The following is a 24682-nucleotide window of genomic DNA, read 5'->3' on the forward strand; positions in this document are numbered from 1 at the left end:
AACAAAGCATTTAAGAGTGATTCGCAACGCTTGGCAGTTTCGCTTCGCTCAAGTATAGCCAAGCGTCGCTCACACCTTAATGCGGCGTTAGTTTTATGGAGGAAATATTGTGGAAATCTGGAAGTTATTGTTCTTTATACCTGCGTGTTTTGCGCTCAATATGACTCCTGGTCCAAACAATCTATTGTCCATGAACAACGCTCGCTGTTACGGTTTCAAGTCCGCTCTTATTGCTGGGCTTGGTCGTATTGCTGCATTCGCTGTAATGATTGCCTTGGCTGCTTCTGGCTTAGCAGTCGTGCTCTATGCTTCTGAGACTCTATTTCTAACGATTAAAATTGTGGGCGCGGCTTACTTGTTGTGGATTGCCTTTAATCTTTGGCGTTCGGAAGCAAGTCCTGTTTCTGAATTAGAAAATACTCGCAACCGATTAGGTTTGGCTAAACAAGAATTTCTGCTAGCCGCCGGTAATCCAAAGGCGATCTTAATCTTTACCGCCTTTCTACCACAGTTCGTCGATGTTTCAGCGAGTGTAAATGAACAGTTCTTTGCTTTAGGGGCTACGTTCCTCATTTTAGAAATGGGTGCAATATCGATTTATGCGATATTTGGAATTTACTTAAGGCAATGGTTTACGAAGCCGAAAATGGCAAAGCGCTTCAATAGAGGTTGTGCAACTTTTTTGGCTATGTCTGGAGCAAGCTTGTTACTGAGTCGCCAGCAATAAAACTAACAAACTGTTTAAGAGTGATTCGCAACGCGTGGCATTTTTACTATGCGTTGGTTTTAGTGGTTAAGGTGGTATGCGGCGGCATCGGTATTGCATTGCTCACACCTTAACAGGGCGTTAGTATGAGTGGTCATACATTATGGTTGACTACTGTGACCTTCTTGGTCATAGTTATGCGGTAATAACTATGACTTAGGTGAAAGAATGGAAGTTTTTGAGTGTACTCATAAGGGTGAACTAGAATTAGGTAACAAGACTATTGCCTGTGCCATACTTAGCAATGGCAAGCGTATTATTACGCAAACAGCATTGTTCGATGCATTTGACAGACCAAGAAAAGGTGAAAAACGACTAGAAGGTTTTCCATCTATCATTGGTGCAAAAAACTTATTGCCATTTATTAGTGATGAGCTAAAGGAAGTTGCTACTCCTGTAAATTATTATCAGCAAAATGGTAAAGTTACTTCTGGTTACGATGCCAACTTAATTCCTATGATCTGTGATCTGTACCTAGAAGCAAATGATCATGATGCTCTTCTTGATAGCCAGCTAAAAATTGTTACACAAGCTGGTATTTTGGTTCGAGCGCTAGCTAGAGTTGGTATTGCTGCATTAATTGATGAAGCGACAGGCTATCAATACGATCGAGAAAACAACGCCTTACAAACAATTTTAAAGGCTTACATCTCTGAAGAATACCTTAAATGGCAGGCTCGTTTTCCAAGAAAATATTATCAAGAAATATATCGTCTCTATGATTGGGAATTTGATCCACAGAGTATGAAGCATACACCGTACTTGGGACGATTCACTAATGAGTATGTATATGATTATTTGCCCGAAGGTGTTCTAGAAGAACTGCGAATTAAAAATCCAAAAAACTCTAAAGGTGTTCGTACCAAAAAGCATCACCAGTACTTAACAGGTGATATCGGTTTACCACATCTTGAAAAACATATTACGAAGCTAATTACTGTTATGGAGCTATCTGATAACCCTGAGCAGTTTAAAGTCAATTTCAAACGCATTTTTGACACATCAAATCAATTGGAAATGAAGCTGTAATCATACTAACAAAGCATTTAAGAGTGATTCCCAACGCTTGGCATTTTTCATTCCATCGTTGGGTTTCGTGTTTATGGTGGCACGGTTTAGTTTCGTGGCAGCGTTGCTCACACCTTAATGCGGCGTTATTTCCGCAACGGATCTCTCAGGCTGAATGTACGTGGTTGTAGCCTAAGAGTGAAAGTGGCGGGGTAATAGGTTGGAAAAGCGGCGAAAAGGGCGAATATTGGTCATTTCCATGCTAGCCTTAAAGCGCTTTAAGCGCACCTTAATATGGCGCAGCAATTAAAGAGTGACGCTAAAGCGATTTAAGGTAGTGAGCTGCCAAATACTTCGGCTTCGATTTTTGCCTGCATACCGAAAATTCCTCGTCATATCAAAAGATTAGGCGTAAACATAGCCGACTTTAGTTGCGGAATAACAAGACGTTCAAGGCGATTCGAAACGCATTGGGGTTTTAGTGCCTAAATAGGCACGGATTTATCAGAGTTTATTTTAGGTTAGGGTGGATCTGCGTCTCTCACACCTTAACTGCGCGTTATGTGCTTAGAGGAAAATCGGTAGTGATTAGAGAAATGCATATCTCAGATTACTCGCAAGTAATCGGCTTGTGGTCAACAACTGAAGCGATGTTGCTACGAGATGCAGATTCAAAGGAAAACATAGGTAAGTACCTAAAACGCAATCCAAACCTTAGCTTCGTCGCATTGGATGGTGACAATATTGTTGGTGCTATTCTAGTTGGGACTGATGGGCGTCGAGGTTATGTGCAGCATCTGGCTGTTGATTCAACTTTTCGAGGTAAAGGCGTTGGTGCAAAGCTCATATCGTCAGCAGTGGAAGCGCTATCGAAAGTAGGCATAGCCAAAACGCATCTATTTGTCGCAAATGAAAACATTAATGCGCAGTCTTTCTACGAAAAATTAGGTTGGTTTCCTCGCGACGAAGTTCGTATGTTTTCTTTCAATTCTTCTAACAGTGGCAACGTTTAGTACGCACATAACAAACTGTTCAAGAGGGATTCGCAACGCGTGGCATTTTCACTATGCGTTGCTTTTAGTGTTTAAGGTGGTATGCGGGAGCTTTTGTATTGCGTTGCTCACCCCTTAACAGGGCGTTATGTGGTAGGGAGGATTTATGACCCTAGTAGCAGTTCTTGTTTATCTCCCTGATGTGGAAATAGGGCTTCAGTGGTATCAGCAAGCGTTCCCAGAAGCTGTTCCAATGCATCTTCCAGACTTCGATTTCACAGTACTCGATGTAAACGGGTTTTCTATCGAAATTGTTCAATCTGATTACAAAGTCTCTGAAGGTAAAAAGGGAACTGTACTCTATTGGTCTGTGCGTCACTTATCTGTTGAATTATCTCGTTTCGAAGCTCTTGGGGCATCTTTATATCGTGGTCCTATAGAGATCGAAAATGGACTCTCTATGTGCCAACTCGAAGATCCTTTTGGAAACTTAATCTGTCTACGTGGGGCAACCACATAACAAAGCGTTTAAGACGGATTCCCAACGCTTGGCATTTTGGGTTTGCTTTGAATTTAGTGTCTACGGCACAATACTTTAGGTCAGGTGGTAGCGTTGCTCACCACTTAACGCGGCGTTAGGCATTCAGTCAGGGATTGGAGTTAATTTAGGATATGAGTAAAGAACAAGAATACGTTTCAGGGTTAGGAAAAGATTCAGTAGTGCCACCAGAAATTAAAGGTTGGAACTGGGGAGCTTTTTTACTAAATTGGATTTGGGGTATAGGAAATAGTACGTATATAGCACTGTTAATGTTCGTACCTTTAGTAAATATTTTTATGTTTTTTATTCTTGGCGCAAAAGGAAATGAATGGGCATGGAGAAATCGAACTTGGAGAAGTATCGAACACTTTAAACAGACACAAAAGAAATGGCGTAACGCAGGTTTAATAATATTTTTTGTCATTTTCCCTTTGTTTTTTATTTTGATTGGAAACATGCTTAAAGGTGAAGCTTTCGATCAATCGATGGTTGCGATATCTCAGAACTCCGAAGTTATTGAGATTGTTGGTGAACCTATTGAAGCCGGATATTTTGTTATGGGTAGTATTCAAACATCAGGAGAAAATGGAGAAGCATCTCTACAATATGCTATATCAGGCCCTAAAGGTGAGGCTGATGTTTATGTGCAAGCATACAAAGAAATGGAAGCGTGGGAGTTATATAACGTTATAGTTCATTGGCCTGAATCGGACAAAAGCATAAACGTTGTAATGCCGGTTGAATAAATGCCTAACAAAGCGTTTAAGACGGATTCACAACGCTTGGCATTTTTAGTTTTAATCGGCTTTTGTGTTTACGGTACAATTATTTAGGTTGGGTGGTCGCGTTGTTCACCACTTAACGCGGCGTTAGTACGGGTTTTACATCAAAGGTCATAAGTTTTGGTGTTTATCTGTTTTGGCGCTCGTCTTTACACCTTTTCGTTTGTACCTTTCACGCTCTTTCCGGTGGCACTATATGCGGAGTGTTCGCTTTGATTTCACCGTTTACGGTTTCTAACTCTTAGCCTATTTCTTTGGTGCTTCTTCATTTTTGTGGTGGCTTTTGAGAGAACCTTGGTGACTTTTGGTGTTGCTGTTGAAGTGCGAGGAACGAATCCTTTCCTAATTTGAAGCCAGTAAAAGTAGGGCAGTTCAGTTCGTTTTTCTTCTAGCCAACTTTCGCCTCTTAACCGAGTTTAAGTTTTGTAGCTGCCCGTCTCACTTCAGTGTTCAAAGCCTTTCATATCATCTAATTTTTCAATATCTTGGGGCGCATAAATAAAAGTAGCGCATGTACTAACAAATTGCTTAAGAGTGATTCGTAACGCGTGGCATTTTTACTTTGCGGTGGCTTATGTGATTAAGGCGCCGTGCGGTAGCTTTTGTATTGCGTTACTCACACCTTAGCAAGGCGTTAGGGCTCATAGGATGATTCGGTGTAAATGAATGAAATGATAGAAAAGTTGGGCTTCGTTTTACTAGGAGCTCTCATTACGGGCATTGGTTATCTTATAAAGCGAAAAATCGAATCAAAGCCTGAATTAGAAATTTTGGATAAGCATCAAAAAGTTCTAGATATACATAAAAAAATGAGTGAGCAAGGTTTAGATATCTCAGGCTTAAACCAGTTTGCTTCTATGCTCACAGAAAAAAGTAGTGCGGTGCAGAGTCATGTTTTAGATTTAAACACTAAATCGGTTTCTCATATGCAGACGAGTAGCATTGAGCATATTACTCAAACTGAAATGAACCAAATGGCTTCGGATAGTTATAATCGTTCATTAGTTAAAATGAACGAGGTTTACGCTCAATTAATGAGTAAGCTAGATAGTGACCGCACCGAAGCATACGGGTCTGCACAGGTAAAGTGGAACGAGTATATCGAAGCCCATGCGAGATCAGTAGCTGATATGTACAAAGGGGGCTCTATATACCCATTGATATATTACTCGGAACTCGAAACTTTAGTTTTTGAACGAACTGCTCGCTTGCAGAGTGAGCTAGACGAACTAGTATCGCAGGGTAACTGAGCCCTAACAAACTGTTTAAGAGTGATTCGCAACGCGTGGCATTTTCACTATGCGTTGTGTTTAGTGTTTAAGGTGGTATGCGGCGGCATTGGTATTGCGTTGCTCACACCTTAACAGGGCGTTAGGTGAAAATATGGATGACGATAGAACAACAAAAGAGCTAATAGAGATTCTTGGTACTGATTACGAGTACTTTCATGGGGAAATAATTTCAAGATTAGATGAGGGTGAAAAAGGTCAAGATGGTTTGACTAGTGCAGATTTCCAGTTTGAGGCTCGTCAACTTGTGCGGGCTGCGTTTGCATACATCGAGGCTGTAACTTTTTCTGTGAAAGTACATTCTGCAATGGTCTGTGATAGGAACGATGTTTACCTTTCAGATGCAGAGCGAAATTTTATCGGTGAAATTCAATTTAGTTTGAACGACAAAGGTGAGGTGGTAGAGCGAGCGGCTCAGATCAAATTAACTCAAAACATACGCTTTGCTTTTAATTTATTAGCTCGTTCAAGACAAATCGAATCCAAATTTGACCCTTCCACAGAGTGGTGGTCATGCTTACGCAGTTCGATAAGGGTTAGAGATAGGTTGATGCACCCCAGGGTACCAGTTGACCTAGATATTTCGATTAAAGAGTTACTCGATGTTATGAAAGCCAAACATGGTTTTGATCAGCTTTTAATGGAGTACCCTTAGAAAATTCACCTAACAAACTGTTCAAGAGGGATTCGCAACGCGTGGCATTTTCGCTATGCGTTGGTTTTAGTGTTTAAGGTGGCATGCGGCGGCATCGGTATTGCGTTGCTCACCCCTTAACAGGGCGTTAGCAAAATAAATTGAGTGTTGAGAAAATGACGAGTGATGAATTAGCATATTGGACAATGATCGGTACATGGTTTGCGGGATTGGCTACTTTCTCTGCTGTTGTCCTATCACTTTATCTATCAGCATCAGCGAGTAAATGCAAAATCAAATCGGTTTTGAAGCAGGAAGACAGTCGCAGCATAAAGCTGACGGTTCTCAATCGTGGTCACATGTATGTTGAAATCGATCGGATTGATCTTGTTGTAAAAAAACTTTTCAAACAATGTATTAACCACGATAGCCAAGACTTGGGAGATTTATCCGGATATTACTTTGAGAGTAATCAAGAGGAGAATGAGCAATATATTTTACCAATAAGCAGCCCATCAAAGTCTATAGAAATTGATAACAGTATGCTTTATCTGCAGTACCATTCATTTGTACCATACAAAAATGGTACTCTTGACAAGCCTTTTAAATTACCAAAGTGTCACATTGGTATATTCCTAAAATCAGGTGAAGTTTTCTATGTGAAAATGCCGGTAAATTTTTATAGAAACTATCGCGATTTCGTAGGGTCACAGTTTGATGAGGAGCTCTATCGTCTTTCAGTACACCCCGAAAGATATTATGCGTATTGCGACTATGAAGAATTGCGAACTAAGCAGGAGAGAATTCTAGAGCGCTACTCTCAAGCTAGGAAAAACTATCATTTGTTATTTTGCTAACAAATTGTTCAAGAGTGATTCGGCACGCGTGGCATTTTTACTATGCGTTAGTTTTAGTGGTTAAGGCGGTATGCAGGGGCTTAGGTATTGCGTGCCTCACACCTTAACAAGGCGTTAGTTTGCAAGAGGAAAAACGCAGCTATATCGCAAGATCTAGTGGTAAAAGCTCAAAGTCGAAACTGTCATATCGGCGTTAAATTTCAGTGTTAACTAGCGTGGTGAAAATCCAAAATTGGCATCGTTTCAACGGTTGATTTGTTCTTTGGTGAGGTGACTTTAGGTTAACTGAGTTGAACTTTTTTGCTGAAACTCTGCTCGTTGAGTTTGTTGGTACCAAAGCCGATTTACTCGCTGAAATGACGTTTTCTCTGGTGTGGTAAGTTTCACGTGGCTTCAGTGACTTTGTTGAAAGTCCGCACTGTGAGATTGGCTTTCCAAAAGCGCTTTTTGGTGTTGCCAGTCCGTTTTCTGCGGCGTTGTTTGTTCCAAGTGGTTTCATTGAGTAGCCGCTTTGAGACTAGGCCTGACTTAAGTGCATCAAAACACATAAATTTTGTTGTTTGCAAAGTTTAGCTCGGCTTAAAATTGGCGCTCGGTGCCTCGCGACTAACAAACTGCTCAAGAGGGATTCTCAACGCGTGGCATTTTCACTATGCGTTGAATTTAGTGACTAAGGTGGTGTGCGGCAACATCGGTATTGCGTTGCTCACCCCTTAGCAGGGCGTTAGTTGCCTTATCAATATTGCATGTTCAATTTACTGTACAAGTAGATTAGTGAAGACTATACTTGTTCCATTAAATGTACATGTGGAGGTTCTTATGAGAATCGTATCTTTTACTGAAGCTAGAAATGGTCTGAAAGCTGTTTTGGATGGTGTAGTTAATGATGCTGATACAACAGTTATTACACGCCGTGATTCTGAAGATGCAGTGGTTATGTCTTTAGACTATTACAATAGCCTTATGGAGACAGTTCACTTACTACGCTCTCCTCAAAACGCTGAACACCTAAACCGTTCGATAGCACAGTACCGCGCTGGTAAAACAACAGCACGAGAGTTAATTGATGAGTAGTAGTCAACGTTTACTATCGTGGACTGATGATGCTTGGGATGATTACCTGTATTGGCAAACTCAAGACAAGAAAACACTCAAGCGCATCAACAAACTCATCAATGATGTTAAGCGCTCTCCATTTGAGGGCATCGGTAAACCAGAGCCGTTAAAAGAGAACTTATCCGGTTTTTGGTCTCGTCGTATTGATGACACTAATAGGCTTGTTTACGCAGTCGATAATCAAGCGATAACGATAATTTCGTGTCGTTACCACTACTAAATCAGATTCAGCGTTCTGGCATCTAACAAACAATTTAAGAGTGATTCCCAACGCTTGACATTTTTCATTCCATCGTTGGGTTTTGTGTTTAAGGTGTAATGGTTCCGTTTCGTGGTAGCGTTGCTCACACCTTAATTGGGCGTTAGTACGGGTTTGACACCAAAGGTCATAAGTTTTGGTGTTTATCTGTTTTGGCGCTCGTATTTACACCTTTCAGTTAGTGCCTTTCACGTTCTTTCCGGTGGCACTATATGCGGAGTGTTTGCTTTGATTTCACCGTTTACGGTTTCTAACTCTTAGCCTATTTCTTTGGCGCTTCTTCTCTTTCGTGGCTTTTACTAAGTCAGAATTGTCTTTCTTTGGTGTTGCTGTCGAAGTGCGAGGATCGAATCCTTTTCTAAGTTGAAGTCAGTAAAAGTAGGGGAGTTCAGTACGTTTTTCTCCTAGCCAACTTTCGTCTCTTAACCGAGTTTAAGTTTTGTAGCTGCCCGTCTCACTTCAGTGTTCAAGTACTTTCATATCATCTCAATTTTCAATATCTTGGAGCGCATAAATAAAAGTAGCGCATGTACTAACAAATTGCTTAAGAGTGATTCGTAACGCGTGGCATTTTTACTTTGCGGTGGCTTATGTGATTAAGGCGCCGTGCGGTAGCTTTTGTATGGCGTTACTCACACCTTAGCAAGGCGTTAGTCGCCAGAAAAAGCTAGCAATCAAAATCATGTTTCTAAGCTTAAAATTTGGCTGATGATTGTTTGCTATACAGGCTCTTCATCGATGGTCAAAACTCAGTTTCAGCTGTTTCAAATCCAAAGTTTTGCAAGTGTCCAAGCGGTTTTTTTGTTCTTTGGCGCTGACAGAACAGGGCAATCGAGCGTCTGTTCTTGGTTGCAACTCTGCCCGGTGAGTTTGTTGGTTCAAAAGCAGATCTACTCGCTGAAAAGTCGTCTTCTCTGGTGTTGTAAGTTCCACGTGGTTTCAGTGATTTTGTTGAAAGTCCGCACTGTGAGATTGGTTTTCCAAAAGCGCTTTTTGGTGTTGTCAGTCCGTTTTCTGCGGCGCTGTTTTTTCTAAGTGGTTTCATTGAGTAGCCGCTTTGAGACTACGCCAGACTTAAGTGCATCAAAACACATAAAGTTTGTTGTTTGCAAAGTTTAGTTCGGCTTAAAATTGTCGCTCGGTGCCTCGCGACTAACAAACTGCTCAAGAGGGATTCGCAACGCGTGGCATTTTTACTGTGCGTTGAATTTAGTGATTAAGGTGGTATGCGGCGGCTTCGGTATTGCGGTGCTCACCCCTTAGCAGGGCGTTATTTCCGCAACGGATCTCTCAGGCTGAATGTACGTGGTTGTAGCCTAAGAGTGAAAGTGGCGGGGTAATAGGTTGGAAAAGCGGCGAAAAGGGCGAATATTGGTCATTTCCATGCTAGCCTTAAAGCGCTTTAAGCGCACCTTAATATGGCGCAGCAATTAAAGAGTGACGCTAAAGCGATTTAAGGTAGTGAGCTGCCAAATACTTCGGCTTCGATTTTTGCCTGCATACCGAAAATTCCTCGTCATATCAAAAGATTAGGCGTAAACATAGCCGACTTTAGTTGCGGAATAACAAGACGTTCAAGGCGATTCGAAACGCATTGGGGTTTTAGTGCCTAAATAGGCACGGATTTATCAGAGTTTATTTTAGGTTAGGGTGGATCTGCGTCTCTCACACCTTAACTGCGCGTTATGCGTTTTTACGAATATTGGTAGAGTATGAAATTATCAGATTTTTCTATTGAGGCTCTAAAAGGTTTTGTCACAGGTGACGACTCAGACGCTCCATATATGTCGGGTCCTGATCTGGTGAAGTTCTTCAATTTATTTGGTGTTAGGGACGTTTATTCTTTTCAAAATGGTGGTTTACCTGAATCAGCAAGCCGAAAAGATTATGCTCTGAAAACTGTAAAGTCTCTTAATGGGACTAATCAAATGAAGTTAATGGTTGAGGGGTTAGTTGATAGTCGGCGTTCAGAAAATTATGCAGAACTAGCCGTTGGCATTAACGAGATCATTAAGCACGAAGGTTACTCGTTAGAACAAAACTCTCTCGGTGTTTTTATTGTCTCAGGCTCTAACATTGAAGAGTCCACCGTTGATGTGGAAGCATACTTTCAGGAAATACGTCAGCGAATTTTAGAAAGCATTTTGCAAGCAAAATTCTCAATATGGGTAGCGATGGCTTGGTTCACCGATAAAGAAATCGGGAATGCCTTACTTAACAAGCACCGCGATGGTCTAAATATACAGGTCATCGTTAATGATGATTCTACGACAAGCAAATACGGTTTAGACTTCTCACCCAAAGGTATTGAGTACTATAAGATTGCTCCCTCAAGTCCTTGGGGCAAGAAAATCATGCACAATAAATTTTGTATAATTGACTTTAAAAAGGTGGTTCATGGCTCATATAACTGGACTAAGAATGCTCAATACAATAATGAAAGCATTACTATCACAGACAGTAGAGAACTAGCTGAAGATTTTGCTGAGCAATTTATCGCTCTAAAACAGGCGCACAAATTAGCACACGCATAACAAAGCATTCAAGAGTGATTCGCAACGCTTGGCGGTTTCGCTTCGCTCAAGTATAGCCAAGCGTCGCTCACACCTTAATGCGGCGTTATGCTTTTTCTTAAACTTGTAACCATGAACACTTTACGTATTTAACAAGTATCACCTGGTATCTGCCCTAGCATCTTTCCCAGAAATTAGGTTCTTATCTCTTAATAGGCTCTAACTTCTCTGAAAACCATTGCAGCTCACCAAAAAATTGCGTTCTGTCTTATCTAACTTGTCAGTGTTTTGATAGAGTTATGATTCGATAGGCAAGGAGGGTTTTAGATGGGAACTATAATAGGCTTGGTCATTTTAGCAGCGATAGATTGGTATCTTGTTCGTAAAACAGGACTTCATATCCATCAACTCATTTCCAAAAAATATGCCGAGCATTCAAGTGGCAAAGAACATAATAAATAAGACCTATTTAGGCATCGTCTAACTGGATGAAGCGTTGGAATTTCACTGTGCCTACTGATAGAACAAGCATAACAAACTGTTCAAGAGGGATTCGCAACGCGTGGTATTTTTACTATGCGTTGAATTTAGTGGTTAAGGTGGTATGCGGCGGCTTTGGTATTGCGTTGCTCACCCCTTAACAGGGCGTTATGTGTTCCGAACGGAGAGAGGAAATAATGACAAAGAGAACACTGGTTTTACTCTATCCGGGTGCCATTTCCTATGAAGTAATGTACGCGATAGAGTGTTTAGGAGCGTATGGGAAAGTTGATATCTCCACCCCAGATAACCAAAAACACACCGATTCCTCAGGTCTAAGAATTTGCCCCACTGTTAACTTTGAGGACATATGTATTACGGACTATCAAGCTCTTTTGATCCCTGGAGGAAATCCCGATTCAATAATGGGAAGCGACCAAATTGCTAGTTTCATCCAGAAAGCCCATGAATCATCACTAGTTATTGGTGGCATATGTGCGGGAGTATTAGTCTTAGCAAGAGCTGGCATCCTAAAGGGCGTCAAAATTACCCATAACTATACGGAAAAATATGCCCCAGAATCTTCGGTACAGCTCACTCGACCATATTGGGAGGGGGCTATCTATGAAGAGTCTTTAGTTCAAGTCGACAAGCGCATAGTGACAGCGATGCCCAATGGGTACATTGATTTCGGGCTCGCGGTGGCTGAAGCACTAGAGTTGCTAGATCGTAAGCAAAAACAGTTTATTCTGAGCTACCACAAGCAAGGTACTCATTAAACACATAACAAATTGTTCAAGAGTGATTCGGCACGCGTGGCATTTTTACTATGCGTTGGTTTCAATGGTTAAGGTGGTATGCAGAGGCTTCGGTATTGCGTGCCTCACACCTTAACAAGGCGTTAGCCTACCTTTCAAAGTTGGAACAATGGATGACTAGTTTGAAATACGACCAAAATGAAATAAATAAGGAAGGATGGGAAAAGGTTGCCTTGGCGTATTCGGGAGATTCCGCCTCAGAAGATGACCCTAACTTACGTGAGTTTGCGAGGAATGAATTTATAAAACGCCTTGATGGAAAACACGTTTTAGAGGTTGGTTGTGGACCAGGAACGGACGCAGCAAAATTTCATGAGCTAGGTTTTGAGGTTCTTGCCACTGATTATTCCTCTAGGTTTTTAGATGTTGTTCGAGAAAGATACCCGTACTTAAAAGTTAAGCTTTTTGACATGGTACAGCCTGAGTCCTTACATCAAAAATTTGATGGAATATATGGTTTTGGCAGCTTCATTCATATTCCCAGAGAACTGTGTTGCGAGTCATTAAGAAACCTCAATGGGATTTTAAAGCGTGGGGGCGTTCTGTGTTTGCAGTTGATCCAATCTTCAAAAGGCATTGAGCAATACTATATTGATGATTGGGCTGGTGATCCTCAATGTTCAATGTTATTCAACTGCTATGCCCCTGTAGAAATTGAAGCGCAGTTAAGACTTGCTGGGTTTACCGAGGTAGAGTTTCTGACGATGCCTGCCAGCATTTATGATGAAATTCCGCGCTTGATTGAGCGAGGGATCACAGGGTACTTTGTTTTCGCTCGAGCGGCATGAAACCGAACCCTAATTTGGGCTTGTAGGCTAACAAACTGTTCAAGAGGGATTCGCAACGCGTGGCATTTTTACTATGCGTTGGTCTTAGTGATTAAGGTGGAATGCAGCGGCTTCGGTATTACGTTGCTCACCCCTTAACAGGGCGTTAGTACGGGTTTGACATCAAAGGTCATAAGTTTTGGTGTTTATCTGTTTTGGCGCTCGTATTTACACCTTTCAGTTAGTGCCTTTCACGTTCTTTCCGGTGGCACTATATGCGGAGTGTTCGCTTTGATTTCACCGTTTACGGCTTCTAACTCTTAGCCTATTTCTTTGACGCTTCTTCATTTTCGTGGTGGTTTTTGAGAGAACCTTTATTACTTTTAGTGTGGCTGTTGAAGTACGAGGAAAGAATCCTTTTCTAATTTGAAGCCAGGGAAAGTAGGGTAGTTCAGTGTGTTTTTCTTCTAGCCAACTTTCGTCTCTCAATGACGGTAAAGTTTTGTAGCTGCCCGTCTCACTTCAGTGTTCAAAGCCTTTCATATCATGCCACTTTTCAATATCTTGGAGCACACAAATAGAAGTAGCGCATGTACTAACAAATTGCTTAAGAGTGATTCGTAACGCGTGGCATTTTTACTATGCGGTGGCTTATGATGATTAAGGCGCTGTGCGGTAGCTTTTGTATTGCGTTACTCACACCTTAGCAAGGCGTTATATGCCAAGGAGGATATATGACAAAGGAAGTCGTCAATAAGTGTTACATGGCATTAGGGATTGCCGCTGGAGATTGCATCTATCGGTACCTTTTCCGTTCTGAGGAGCCATTCGATTTCTACAAGCCAGTATTTATGTTCATAGTAGCTTTTCTTATTCTCAACATACTAAGTTTTGGCTTGAAGCTATTCAAACGACTAATTTCAAGTTGAGCATTATTTAATTAAAACAACGATTTGCGTCAAATTTTTGTGTAATAAATGGGCAGGTTGGTTGTGGTTTTGTGCTTGGCTCGGTGTCATTGGTGGATAAGGCATATAACAAATTGTTCAAGAGGGATTCGCAACGCGTGGCATTTTTACTGTGCGTTGATTTTAGTGTTTAGGGTGATATGCGGCGGCTTTGGTATTGCGTTGCTCACCCCTTAACAGGGCGTTATTTCCGCAACGGATCTCTCAGGCTGAATGTACGTGGTTGTAGCCTAAGAGTGAAAGTGGCGGGGTAATAGGTTGGAAAAGCGGCGAAAAGGGCGAATATTGGTCATTTCCATGCTAGCCTTAAAGCGCTTTAAGCGCACCTTAATATGGCGCAGCAATTAAAGAGTGACGCTAAAGCGATTTAAGGTAGTGAGCTGCCAAATACTTCGGCTTCGATTTTTGCCTGCATACCGAAAATTCCTCGTCATATCAAAAGATTAGGCGTAAACATAGCCGACTTTAGTTGCGGAATAACAAGACGTTCAAGGCGATTCGAAACGCATTGGGGTTTTAGTGCCTAAATAGGCACGGATTTATCAGAGTTTATTTTAGGTTAGGGTGGATCTGCGTCTCTCACACCTTAACTGCGCGTTATGTCTCCTTACATATTAGAATTAATCGAGGTGTTAAATGTCAGAACATCAAGGCATTATTGAGTTTTTGGCAATGTCAGGTATTTTACCTTTAGCCGTTGTTTTGTTATGTATCATCGGGGGAATGGTTTGCCTTATATTATGTATTTTTATAGTGTCGAGGAACAGAAAAACACAGGCACAGGTTGGACATGGCAATGAATTTTCGAAAGAAAATACTTACCATGATCCTCGGTTACCAAAAAGAGAATGCTACAAATGCAAAAGTGGCATAACGAAAGGAAAGCCCGTTTGCTCCGTTTGTGGGCATTGGAATATTTAAAAAGTACCGACATAACAAATTGTTCAAGAGTGATTCGGCACGCGTGGCATTTTTACTATGCGTTAGTTTTAGTGGTTAAGGTGTTATGCGGCGGCTTCGGTATTGCGTGCCTCACACCTTAACAAGGCGTTAGGTGCTTGAAGGAAAAGGTAAGTATGGAAATTGCTTTTCAGCAGATAAACATTGATGATTTCGAATTGTGCGTTGCTGCGAGAAAAGATGCATACTTTTGTAGTTTTGGGCATTACGATGGTTTCGACGACTTCATCAGTGGTTATCGTGAACGAGTCTTAGACCGGTTAGCAACATCAGGATGGTTCTATATCCATATATTTGTGGATGGTCAGTTTGCAGGGCAGTTAGAGTTTCGTAGTTTTTCACCCGAGCCGGATACTGGCTATGTGCATCTCATTTACTTAAAGCCGAATTTTCGTGGTTCAGAACTCGCTGCAAAAGTGCAGGATTATATTGTAAGCACTTTGAGTAAAGCGGGTTGTTTGCGTGCTGTACTTTCAGTAAGCCGAACTAACCATCGAGCTCTCACATTCTATAAGCGCCATGGTTGGGAGTTCTTGCGCAAGAATCCCAAGCACGATGAAACAGACTTTTACCAACTTTGGCTACGCACCTAACAAACTGTTCAAGAGGGATTCACAACGCGTGGCATTTTCATTATGCGTTGATTTTAGTGATTAAGGTGGTTTGCGGCGGGTTCGGTATTGCGTTGCTCACCCCTTAACAGGGCGTTAGTACGGGTTTGACACCAAAGATCATAAGTTTTGGTGTTTATCTGTTTTGGCGCTAGTATTTGCACCTTTCAGTTAGTGCCTTTAACGATCTTTCCGGTGGCACTATATGCGGAGTGTTCGCTTTGATTTCACCGTTTACGGCTTCTAACTCTTAGCCTATTTCTTTGGTGCTTTTTCTCTTTCGTGGTTTTTACTAAGCCAGAATTGTCTTTCTTTGGTGTTGCCGTCGAAGTGCGAGGAATGAATCCTTTTCTAATTTGAAGTCAGTATAAGTAGGGGAGTTCATTACGTTTTTCTTCTAGCCAACTTTCGTCTCTCAATGGCGGCAAAGTTTTGTAGGTGCCCGTCTCACTTCAGTGTTCAAAGCCTTTCATATCATGCCACTTTTCAATATCTTGGAGCGCATAAATAGAAGTGGCGCATGTACTAACAAATTGCTTAAGAGTGATTCGTAACGCGTGGCATTTTTACTTTGCGGTGGCTTATGGTGATTAAGGCGCTGTGCGGTAGCTTTTGTATTGCGTTACTCACACCTTAGCAAGGCGTTATGTTTCATCATGAATTCAGTGGCTTAAATGTCCTTTTAACTGTTCTTTGTCTCTCGGGCAGTTTGTTCCGAGTAGACTCAGCAAGTCGGCATTGTCGCTCTAAATTCTTGAATTTCTCAGCCCGTAAAACATGCCAAAGTTCGTGGGTTGCTTCAATGTCAGGTCGAGTCGGCTAGATTCAAATTTCTCTGGCTTAAAGGCGCTTTGAGGTTCTTTGCCAAGTCATATCCTGCCTTGGCAGTCGTCTCGGCAATTCGCCATTGTTCTACGCCTTAGTTGGAAAGAGATGGCGCTTGTTGAGGTTTTGTCGGGTTGCCTCATTGGGCAGGGAAGTGTGCATACTTGTTTTGGGTTGGTCGCACTTGGTGGTCAAGTTGGTTTCTGCCTGGTGATTGGGCTCAGAAATTGCAGCGGAAAATGTAATTCTTTGTCATGTAAATCAATCGTTTGCAGTAAAACATAACAAGGCATTTAAGACGGATTCCCAACGCTTGGCATTTTTGGTTTGCTTTGAATTTAGTGTTTACGGCACAATGAGTTAAGTTGGGTGGCAGGCGTTGCTCACCACTTAATGCGGCGTTAAGTGCTTATCGTGAATAAATCAAAATTGTAGTAAATAGGAATATTATGACACCTCAAGAAAGCAGTGAAAAAGAGATATCGAGAGCATTTAAAAAGTTCTATAGATTTTGTGCCTCATCTGATGCCGATGATCTAAAGGACTTACTTGCTGTTTTGTGCAGTTCATTCGAAAAAATAGAAACGTTAACAGGTGTCAAATTCAAAGATAATCGTCGCTTTATTGCCATGAAAGCGCTCCGGAACTTTTCCACACATGAATCTGAACTTTTAAATAGCAGTAATGCATTATCAATACAAGGTACTACGAGAACATTTTCTGATGTTCAACTTTTATGTTTAATACCTCAAGATACTTTAACTTATGTTTTGAACAATCTTCGTTCTCAATTTACAAAGGATTGTATCAACGAAAGCGTGATTGCTTATAAAGAGTTTGTTGATATCTACCCTTCGATATTTAATTTAGTTGTAGATTTGTACTTTCTTACTGTTAAACATTCTCTTAATATCGATGGCGATGGATTTTTATCAATCTCAAACTCGATTAAATTTGAGAAAGAGAATGGCTACTCACACTATATTCGAGGCAGAATTATCATGCTTGATGGTAGTGATATTAATATTTTCCTCAAAGAATCAATGATTGATATTAGTCAGAGAGTAGAAGAACAAAATGCTTTACCAGTCTGTGAGGATGGTTTGTTTAATGGTGTTGCAGCTTACGAGAACTCACCTAGTGAGCAGGTTAAGTTAATGCGCACAGATGACAAACGGTACATTCTAGACTCACTACTCGACACCGATGCTATATCAATAGAAAAAGATGCTTCAGGTAAAAATGTCGGTTATATGAATAGGGAGCTTCATCCTATCGAAGTAGCAATTGCACAAGAGTACTTGGAATCAATTTAGTACGCACTTAACAAAGCATTTAAGAGTGATTCGCAACGCTTGGCATTTTCGCTTCGCTCAAGTATAGCCAAACGTCACTCACACCTTAATGCGGCGTTATGTTTACAATTGAGTTTTTACTAAATGATTGAATTAAAATATAAAATCACTATTGCTGGTATTGTGGTGACATCAATTGCAGTACCTTTAGTCAAGTTTATCTATTCAAAATATATTGAAAATAGGCGCTCAGTTTTCTTTGATGAATTTGACAAAGCATTTGTGAATTTGAATGATCAACTGGCAATAGCGAATATCCTGAATTCCAAAGGGAAGCTTTCGAGCAAAAGGTTATGTTATGCTCACGAAGTCATGTTTCGCCAAGCACAATTTCGTTCTGGCTCATATCGTGAGTCGGATGTTGAAATTGTAATGCCTCAGAAGAATGTTGAAAGAGAGTTTATCGGAACAACCCTAGACTTGAGGCAGATAAGTAAGTTTACAAAAGGTTCAAAGCCACTATACAAGAAAGAGATATCAGTAGCCTTAGATAAAACATGTCGTATGTGGAATCGTTGGGTGAAGAAGAAATCACGCTTAAATGAGAAATCAAAAATAGATTTAGTTTCTAGGTTTCACACATATTTCATGATTATTCATCCATTTGAGGATGGAAATGGTCGGTTGGGACGGAGGCTGTTAAACGAGCAACTTACGTTCCTTTTTGACACACATACAGAATTTTCACCGGATAAAGGTGAATATTACTCAGCTGTAAATAAAGCATCTGAAGGTGATGAAAGTGCTTTAAGAAAACTAATTTCATCGGCAGTTTCGACTAAGGAAGAGGAGTAAACATAACAATCTGTTTAAGAGTGATTCGCAACGCTTGGCATTTTTGCTATGCGTTGCGTTTTGTGTTTAAGGTGGTTTGCGGGAGCTTCGGTATTGCGTTGCTCACACCTTAACAGGGCGTTATGTTCTAAGGTGAAAAATGAGAAATCAAGGAATGATATTAGTAGCTTCCATCTTTTCTATTGTTCAAGCGTATCTGGCGTACTTGCTTCATAATGACCTGATTTCAATGGAAATATTCCAATGGATAGTTTCAGTAGTATATATCTCTTTGTATTTCGTTCTTTTGTTAATTGGCGGCTTACTAGAGGCTACCGTTGGGTTGAACCTTCTCAAAGGTGGGGTGGCTTTTCCATATCTGCATGACGCTTTATGGATAGTCGCTAGCATAATATTACTACCCTTGAATTTGTGGCTTTTGAAGTTAGGTGCACGTTGTAAATTACGAACATAACAAAGCGTTTAAGACAGATTCGCAACGCTCGGCATTTTCGGTTTGATTCGGCTTTAGTGTGTACGGCACAATGGTTTAAGTCGGCGGCGGCGTTGCTCACTACTTAACGCGGCGTTAGCTGTTTAAGGAAAAAATGAGAAAATACGATAAGCCGCTATTCTGGCTGTATATAAAAACAAGAGACTCGTTGTTGTCATCTTTTAAGGGCTTTCTGGGATTGCTTTTAGTGTTGTTCGGGGCAGCAGTAGTTTTAGGTAATGAATCCCCCGAGAATGTCTGGATTTCGGTGGGAATCATTTTACTAGTATCTAGTCTTCCAGTCTCAATGGGCCTGATGATGGTAAAGCTCAAATTTAAGAGTTTTGCTGGATCAATACCTACAGAAGAACTAGCGTATTTTTTACAGCACGATGAAGGTGCAAACTTAGATAAAGCTGCGAGAGGTTTATTTTCGTTATGCCTATCTTTTATGATTTACCTTTGGTTTACGATGGTAGCTATCGCAGTACTCGGTATGTTGGGAGCAAAGCTCGTGTTGTAAAACACAGCTAACAAACTGTTTAAGAGGGATTCGCAACGCGTGGCATTTTTACTATGCGTTAGTTTTAGTGGTTAAGGTGGTATGCGGTAGCATTGGTATTGCGTTGCTCACCCCTTAACAGGGCGTTATGCAACACGAACATTTCGAATTTCGTCCCTATTCACACATATGCTACAAGTTTTAACTTTCTACTGTTGTAAGATGTGCTTCATTATTCATATGGAGGAAGTTAAACATGGAAAAGTGTCCAGCAATCGTCGGTGTTGTTTTCGATGATAAAAGCTTAGCCGCGATAGACAGAATAAATGAGCTACATGAATTGGAGAAAAGTGCGCAATTCTTTATCTCACTTGGAAACTTAATTAATATCTTTGGTGGAAATGTAGTCAAAGGAGCAGGGAGTAGTGGTGTAACCAAAGCTATCTCTGCAATTCCAGCAAGCGATACTATGCATAAAGCACGAGATGTTAGTATCGCAGTCGGTAGAGGTGTTTCTTCTGATGCAGGACAAACTGCGTGGAATATAACTCAAGCAAACTGGGAGTATTACTTCAAATCCTACAGCGCTCTTACCGTTATTAAGCTTAGACAAATTGAAAACATTGCTACGGAACAAGCCTTAGAGCATGTAACAGACAGAAAGCAGTACAGGTTTTGGAAAGCTATATCTGATGGGTGTAAATTATGAGAATAGCTCTTACATTTTTTTTGATGGTATTTTCAATTATTTCCAATGCAGGTCAAAGTGTTGAAGATAAGCTATTCACTGACTTAAATAATTCAATAGATGCTTTGGGCTCTCGTATAGCCGTTTGTAGTAAGATCTCAACGAAAAATAAACCCGATGAAGAGACCTTAAAATTTGCAAAGCAAAGACTTGAGGAACTTACTCCGGTATTAGCTCATATTAATTATTTAGCTATTGAACGCTGTAGTTTTAGCGAGAAAAAAGAATTGGCGTACAGTATGCTTATTGCAAAAAACAATGCTAAGCGTCAGAGCACTTTGGAATTAGTTGAAGCGACGGAGAAGATTACATTTCCATTTAATACAGAGTCGCAAGCTAAATTTGATGCTTTAAGTGGGGAAATCAAAACGTTTTTAACAAACAGCAGTTTTTTCAGTAAGCCATTTGACGTATTAGCATTCTACGAATCGGTTGCTGACATGTAAGTGTTGTATAACAAAGCATTTAAGAGTGATTCCCAACGCTTGGCATTTTTCATTCCATCGTTGGGTTTTGTGTTTACGGTGGCAAGGTTTAGGTTAGGTGGCAGCGTTGCTCACACCTTAATGCGGCGTTATGTAACACCAGCACTCGGATATTAAGGAAGATTTGATGGTTAGACATATTATTGTTCTTCTTACGTTAATCACAACTAGCTTTGCAAGTAACTCAAGTCAGTTAACATCCGAGATTTTTAGTGAGGTACTCAACACGACTGCCTATGAACTGCATGACAACTTAGAGAGGCTTGAAAAAGAAGATAGCTGTGAAGCTAATTACATTAAGGGTATGTTCTACTTTCGTGGAATTGTGTTTGAACCTGATTTGGATTTAGCCATTAAACACCTAACAAATGCTGGTGAATGTGGAAACATTTACGCAGTAAGACAGCTTGTATCCCACTATTTTTCAACGTTACCTAACTCAAGAAATGCTTTGCTTAAATGGTATAAAACAGGTGAGGCATTAAATGATCCGATCACCATCGGAAATTATGCTTATTTCCTATACGGTGAGGGTAACTACGACCGAGCACAGGTAATAAGCCTCTTGAAACGACGGCTCAGTTACACAAAAGCTTCGCTTGTTTTACCTCATTACACGCTCAGTCGAGTGTATGAAAAGACAGATAAGTGCAAGGGGCTTTATCATTTACAGCTAGCTCTAGAGAATGGTGGTGTAGAGTATGTAAACGAGTATATAGTTCGTTCCAAAGGCGTTGAGTGCACGGCGCATACTGTTGAGTAGTGCTACATAACAAACTGCTCAAGAGGGATTCGCAACGCGTGGCATTTTCACCATGCGTTGAATTTAGTGACTAAGGTGGTTTGCGGCAACATCGGCATTGCGTTGCTCACCCCTTAGCAGGGCGTTAGGCTACAAGGAGGAAGTATCCGATGTTAGCGAAAGAATGGAAATCGGAAAATCTACTGTTTTCAGCATTTAATATCAATGAATCAAGTTTGGCGAAGTCAATATTCGATAGCAATCTGCCCGTTCAAGCATTTGATCCTACATTTAAAGATTGGTCGTTGGGTGAGTATGAGAAGCTAATTGGGTCTAGTGATCAGGCAAGCTCTTGTAGAGAAGTAGGTGCATTCTATTTTAGGAAAATTAGCACTCAAGACGGCACGATAATTGGCTATATTCAGCTCGAGTTAAATGCTCCTCATCTACATACTCTTTGGGTTCCGATGCTGTGTATCTTGCCCCAATACCAACAACGTGGCTTCGGAGCAGAGATCATAGAAAGTACAATCAATGAAGCTCGTTCTTGTGCTGACATACAACGAGTTGGTTTAAATGTATATGCAGAAAACATCAAAGCTTTTAGGTTTTGGTTTAAACAAGGGTTTACGCAGCTAAAAGCATTTGAACCTGAATTTGAGTTTGGTAAAGAATACAATAGCTTAGTACTATATCGTGAGCTAGAAGCCTAACAAACTGTTTAAGAGTGATTCGCAACGCGTGGCATTTTTACTATGCGTTGAATTTAGTGTTTAAGGTGGTCTGCGGCAGCTTCGGTATTGCGTTGCTCACACCTTAACAGGGCGTTATGATTAAGGAGAAGTTTGGTGGTTAGTGTGTATGTTCCAAGTGGTAAAGTTATTCTAAGTATGCTGTTTAATATTGCGGGAATAGCCTTTACTACAACTGACTATAAAAGTTTCACATTTTTCGCTTTTGCTCTAGGCTTTGGGTTTGGAATTAAAGTTTTACTTCAATGGTTCATTCCTCTTTTCAGCAAAGTCTCTGAAAATGGTTGGGTGAAAATATTACTATCCATAATTAGTGCTATCTTCTTAAGCACACTTTATGCGGTATCTAATCAAGTGATTAACGAATTATACAAAGTAGAACCCGAAACTCTTTCTAACACCAGAATATTCGTTGGTCTATTGATTTCTCCCGGTGTCGCTTTTGTTTTTATTTTTTTTATACTAATTATTCTGGCATTATATGAATTACTGTTTTCGAAACGAGATAGGTTTAGGGAAGGTGGATCATTTTCTCTAAATAATTGGTTTGTCTGGTACTGGTTCTTTTCGTTAATGGCTATATCAAGTTGGTATTTTATTAAAAAAATTCCGATACACTATCAAAGTTCAATCGAACGTTACATCCCAGTTTTTACATACTATCTTGATGCGTTTGAATATCATAACTGCCCCAATGCAGTTGACGGTAAATTACATGCACTCAAAAAAAATAAAGCATTAGTCCTAACTGAGGAGAGCAATGGCTACACGTTTAGAGTTGTTGAATGTACTTAATCATAACAAACTGTTTAAGAGTGATTCGCAACGCGTGGCATTTTCACTATGCGTTGTTTTAAGTGGTTAAGGTGGTATGTGGCAACTTCGGTATTGCGTTGCTCACACCTTAACAGGGCGTTAGTGTTTACATCAAAATTTACGCAAAAATAGGGTAGTTGTATGAGCAAGTCTGTCTATATTGCTGGTAGTTTCAAAAATCTAGAAAAGATGCTGGCTATACGAGAAACTTTGGTCAATGCAGGTATTGAAACTACTATCTCTGAGCCTCTTCAAGCTAATGGTATTGATGGTTGCTTGCAGCGCATTCGAGAAGCCGAAATTACCTACATTCTAAACTTTGGTGGTTATGTCGGAAAAAGTGTAGCAATGGATATTGGTTATGCTTTAGGTCTCGGCAAACCAGTTTATGCTCTCGAACCTATTGAAGATCCAGGCATCACTCACTTGCTAACACGTGTTGTCACACCAGATGACGTCATTGCTGAGCTCAGTGGAAATAGTAAAAACTAACAAACTGTTTAAGAGTGATTCGCAACGCGTGGCATTTTTACTATGCGTTAGTTTTAGTGTTTAAGGTGGTATGCGGGAGCTTCGGTATTGCGTTGCTCACACCTTAACAGGGCGTTATGCCTATAAGAGGAAATATGGATAGTAAATGGGAGTGTTTCGGGTGCGGGCATAGCAATGAACACTCATCATTGAAGTGTGAAAAGTGCGGGGCTTTAGGAAAAGAGCTTGCAAACAAACAGATGGCAAACCACCTATTAGGGAATGACAAAATGAAATCGGAGTTTGAATACTGCTGTGACAAATGTGGTTCAGAGTCATATGAGATTGGTGAGTTAAGAGCCAGTGGTGGATTTTGGAGTACATTATTCAATTACAACAAACACCGTTTTTATTTCTTATCATGTAGTAGCTGCGGTCACACCGAGTTTTACAAACGAGGTCTAGGTACTGGACAAAAAATACTAGATTTTCTAGGTGGTTAGCATAGGCATAACAAACTGTTCAAGAGGGATTCGCAACGCGTGGCATTTTCAATATGCGTTGATTTTAGTGATTAAGGTGATATGCGGCGGCTTTTGTATTGCGTTGCTCACCCCTTAACAGGGCGTTATGTGGTCGGAGAAAAATTATGAATCCATCTGCATTACTTGTTCATGTTCCAGATGTAGCGAAAGGGCTTGAATGGTACAAGAAAGCTTTTCCAGAAGCCGTTCCGGTTTACCATCCTGACTTTGACTTCACAGCGCTTGATCTAAATGGTTTCTCACTAGAAATAGTCAAAGCAGATAAAAAGGTTGGTGCTGGTAAAAGTGGCACAGTTGTTTACTGGTCAGTAGATAATTTATGTGTTGCTCTGGCTCATTTTGAAGAACTCGGTGCGTGCCTTTATCGTGGACCAATGGAAATTGAAGATGGTCTTTCAATGTGCCAAGTTGAGGATCCATTTGGAAACTTAATAGGACTACGTGGGAAAACCACATAACAAATTGTTCAAGAGGGATTCGCAACGCGTGGCATTTTTACTATGCGTTAGTTTTAGTGTTTAAGGTGGTATGCGGCGGCATCGGTATTGCGTTGCTCACCCCTTAACAAGGCGTTAGTACGGGGTTGACATCAAAGGTCATAAATTTCGGTGTTGATCTGTTTTGGCGCTCGTCTTTACACCTTTCAGTTTGTACCTTTCACGTTCTTTCCGGTGGCACTATATGCGGAGTGTTCGCTTTGAATTCACCGTTTACGGTTTCTAACTCTTAACCTATTTCTTTGGTGTTTCTCCATTTTTGTGGCGGCTTCTGAGTGAGCCTTTGTTACCTTTGGTGCTGCCGTCGGAGTGCGAG

Annotated in this window: 27 protein-coding genes; 26 read left to right on the forward strand and 1 reads right to left on the reverse strand. The window is 40.7% G+C overall.

Annotated features, from left to right (window positions below):
* Positions 1-109 precede the first annotated feature (109 nt).
* From C1S74_RS01025 to C1S74_RS01110, 10 genes are all read left to right on the forward strand, one after another.
* Entirely contained in the window at positions 110-727 is a 618-nt protein-coding gene (locus tag C1S74_RS01025) for a LysE family translocator (RefSeq protein WP_045402819.1), read from the forward strand.
* A 207-nt stretch (positions 728-934) separates the two neighbouring features.
* Positions 935-1795 (forward strand): P63C domain-containing protein, encoded by an 861-nt coding sequence (locus tag C1S74_RS01035; protein WP_045402818.1) that lies wholly within the window; start codon positions 935-937, stop codon positions 1793-1795.
* Positions 1796-2370: 575 nt separating this feature from the next.
* Positions 2371-2787 carry a GNAT family N-acetyltransferase gene (locus C1S74_RS01040; protein WP_167391150.1) on the forward strand — a complete coding sequence of 139 codons (417 nt, stop codon included), beginning with the start codon at positions 2371-2373 and terminating at the stop codon, positions 2785-2787.
* A gap of 145 nt (positions 2788-2932) precedes the next feature.
* Positions 2933-3286, forward strand: a complete 354-nt coding sequence (locus C1S74_RS01050) for a VOC family protein (RefSeq protein WP_045399180.1) — start codon at positions 2933-2935, stop codon at positions 3284-3286.
* Positions 3287-3438: 152 nt separating this feature from the next.
* Positions 3439-4053 (forward strand): cytochrome c oxidase assembly factor Coa1 family protein, encoded by a 615-nt coding sequence (locus C1S74_RS01055; RefSeq protein WP_045399177.1) that lies wholly within the window; start codon positions 3439-3441, stop codon positions 4051-4053.
* Positions 4054-4751: 698 nt separating this feature from the next.
* A complete protein-coding gene (locus C1S74_RS01065) occupies positions 4752-5339 on the forward strand; it encodes a lysozyme inhibitor LprI family protein (protein WP_045399176.1) in 588 nt (195 codons plus the stop codon).
* Positions 5340-5472: 133 nt separating this feature from the next.
* Positions 5473-6033, forward strand: a complete 561-nt coding sequence (locus C1S74_RS01075; RefSeq protein WP_045399174.1) for a hypothetical protein — start codon at positions 5473-5475, stop codon at positions 6031-6033.
* A gap of 155 nt (positions 6034-6188) precedes the next feature.
* Positions 6189-6869 (forward strand): hypothetical protein, encoded by a 681-nt coding sequence (locus C1S74_RS01085; RefSeq protein WP_045399172.1) that lies wholly within the window; start codon positions 6189-6191, stop codon positions 6867-6869.
* An 819-nt stretch (positions 6870-7688) separates the two neighbouring features.
* Positions 7689-7943, forward strand: coding sequence for a type II toxin-antitoxin system Phd/YefM family antitoxin (locus C1S74_RS01105; RefSeq protein ID WP_005526636.1), 255 nt, complete (start codon positions 7689-7691; stop codon positions 7941-7943).
* On the forward strand, positions 7936-8205 hold the full coding sequence (locus C1S74_RS01110; RefSeq protein ID WP_045399167.1) for a Txe/YoeB family addiction module toxin: 270 nt from the start codon (positions 7936-7938) through the stop codon (positions 8203-8205). Before C1S74_RS01105 ends, C1S74_RS01110 begins: the two co-directional genes overlap by 8 nt.
* A 781-nt stretch (positions 8206-8986) precedes the next feature.
* Here C1S74_RS01110 and C1S74_RS01120 read toward each other — a convergent pair.
* Positions 8987-9289: a hypothetical protein gene (locus C1S74_RS01120; protein WP_045467054.1), complete on the reverse strand. Its 303-nt coding sequence runs from the start codon at positions 9287-9289 to the stop codon at positions 8987-8989.
* 667 nt (positions 9290-9956) lie between these two features.
* On the opposite strand from C1S74_RS01120, the gene C1S74_RS01130 reads away from it, so the two are divergent.
* The 16 genes from C1S74_RS01130 (at position 9957) to C1S74_RS01295 (ending at position 24327) form a co-directional block, all read left to right on the forward strand.
* Positions 9957-10778: a phospholipase D-like domain-containing protein gene (locus C1S74_RS01130; protein ID WP_045401135.1), complete on the forward strand. Its 822-nt coding sequence runs from the start codon at positions 9957-9959 to the stop codon at positions 10776-10778.
* A gap of 306 nt (positions 10779-11084) precedes the next feature.
* Positions 11085-11219: a hypothetical protein gene (locus tag C1S74_RS26955; protein ID WP_086012977.1), complete on the forward strand. Its 135-nt coding sequence runs from the start codon at positions 11085-11087 to the stop codon at positions 11217-11219.
* Positions 11220-11434: 215 nt separating this feature from the next.
* A complete protein-coding gene (locus C1S74_RS01140) occupies positions 11435-12016 on the forward strand; it encodes a DJ-1/PfpI family protein (RefSeq protein ID WP_045401133.1) in 582 nt (193 codons plus the stop codon).
* 152 nt (positions 12017-12168) lie between these two features.
* A complete protein-coding gene (locus tag C1S74_RS01150) occupies positions 12169-12843 on the forward strand; it encodes a class I SAM-dependent methyltransferase (RefSeq protein ID WP_045401137.1) in 675 nt (224 codons plus the stop codon).
* 2023 nt (positions 12844-14866) lie between these two features.
* Entirely contained in the window at positions 14867-15343 is a 477-nt protein-coding gene (locus tag C1S74_RS01185) for a GNAT family N-acetyltransferase (RefSeq protein ID WP_045401158.1), read from the forward strand.
* Positions 15344-16635: 1292 nt separating this feature from the next.
* Positions 16636-17502, forward strand: a complete 867-nt coding sequence (locus tag C1S74_RS01200) for a hypothetical protein (protein ID WP_045401155.1) — start codon at positions 16636-16638, stop codon at positions 17500-17502.
* Between the two features lie 123 nt (positions 17503-17625).
* Positions 17626-18336, forward strand: a complete 711-nt coding sequence (locus C1S74_RS01205; RefSeq protein WP_045401152.1) for a Fic family protein — start codon at positions 17626-17628, stop codon at positions 18334-18336.
* Between the two features lie 587 nt (positions 18337-18923).
* On the forward strand, positions 18924-19331 hold the full coding sequence (locus tag C1S74_RS01220) for a hypothetical protein (RefSeq protein ID WP_045401144.1): 408 nt from the start codon (positions 18924-18926) through the stop codon (positions 19329-19331).
* Positions 19332-19566: 235 nt separating this feature from the next.
* A complete protein-coding gene (locus tag C1S74_RS01230; RefSeq protein WP_025543425.1) occupies positions 19567-20019 on the forward strand; it encodes a hypothetical protein in 453 nt (150 codons plus the stop codon).
* Positions 20016-20504, forward strand: a complete 489-nt coding sequence (locus C1S74_RS01235; RefSeq protein ID WP_045401141.1) for a hypothetical protein — start codon at positions 20016-20018, stop codon at positions 20502-20504. The genes C1S74_RS01230 and C1S74_RS01235 overlap by 4 nt, the downstream gene beginning before the upstream one ends.
* A gap of 166 nt (positions 20505-20670) precedes the next feature.
* On the forward strand, positions 20671-21306 hold the full coding sequence (locus C1S74_RS01245; RefSeq protein WP_229631753.1) for an SEL1-like repeat protein: 636 nt from the start codon (positions 20671-20673) through the stop codon (positions 21304-21306).
* Positions 21307-21455: 149 nt separating this feature from the next.
* A complete protein-coding gene (locus tag C1S74_RS01255) occupies positions 21456-21998 on the forward strand; it encodes a GNAT family N-acetyltransferase (protein ID WP_045399162.1) in 543 nt (180 codons plus the stop codon).
* 135 nt (positions 21999-22133) lie between these two features.
* On the forward strand, positions 22134-22832 hold the full coding sequence (locus C1S74_RS01265; RefSeq protein ID WP_045399160.1) for a hypothetical protein: 699 nt from the start codon (positions 22134-22136) through the stop codon (positions 22830-22832).
* Between the two features lie 162 nt (positions 22833-22994).
* The gene (locus tag C1S74_RS01275; protein ID WP_010448889.1) at positions 22995-23345 is read left to right on the forward strand and encodes a nucleotide pyrophosphohydrolase; all 351 of its coding nucleotides are present in this window, start codon (positions 22995-22997) and stop codon (positions 23343-23345) included.
* Positions 23346-23614: 269 nt separating this feature from the next.
* Positions 23615-23827, forward strand: a complete 213-nt coding sequence (locus C1S74_RS26735) for a zinc ribbon domain-containing protein (protein WP_045399164.1) — start codon at positions 23615-23617, stop codon at positions 23825-23827.
* Positions 23828-23973: 146 nt separating this feature from the next.
* On the forward strand, positions 23974-24327 hold the full coding sequence (locus tag C1S74_RS01295; protein WP_045399157.1) for a VOC family protein: 354 nt from the start codon (positions 23974-23976) through the stop codon (positions 24325-24327).
* The last annotated feature ends 355 nt before the right edge of the window (positions 24328-24682 follow it).

Source organism: Vibrio hyugaensis, assembly GCF_002906655.1.
GTDB lineage: Bacteria > Pseudomonadota > Gammaproteobacteria > Enterobacterales > Vibrionaceae > Vibrio > Vibrio hyugaensis.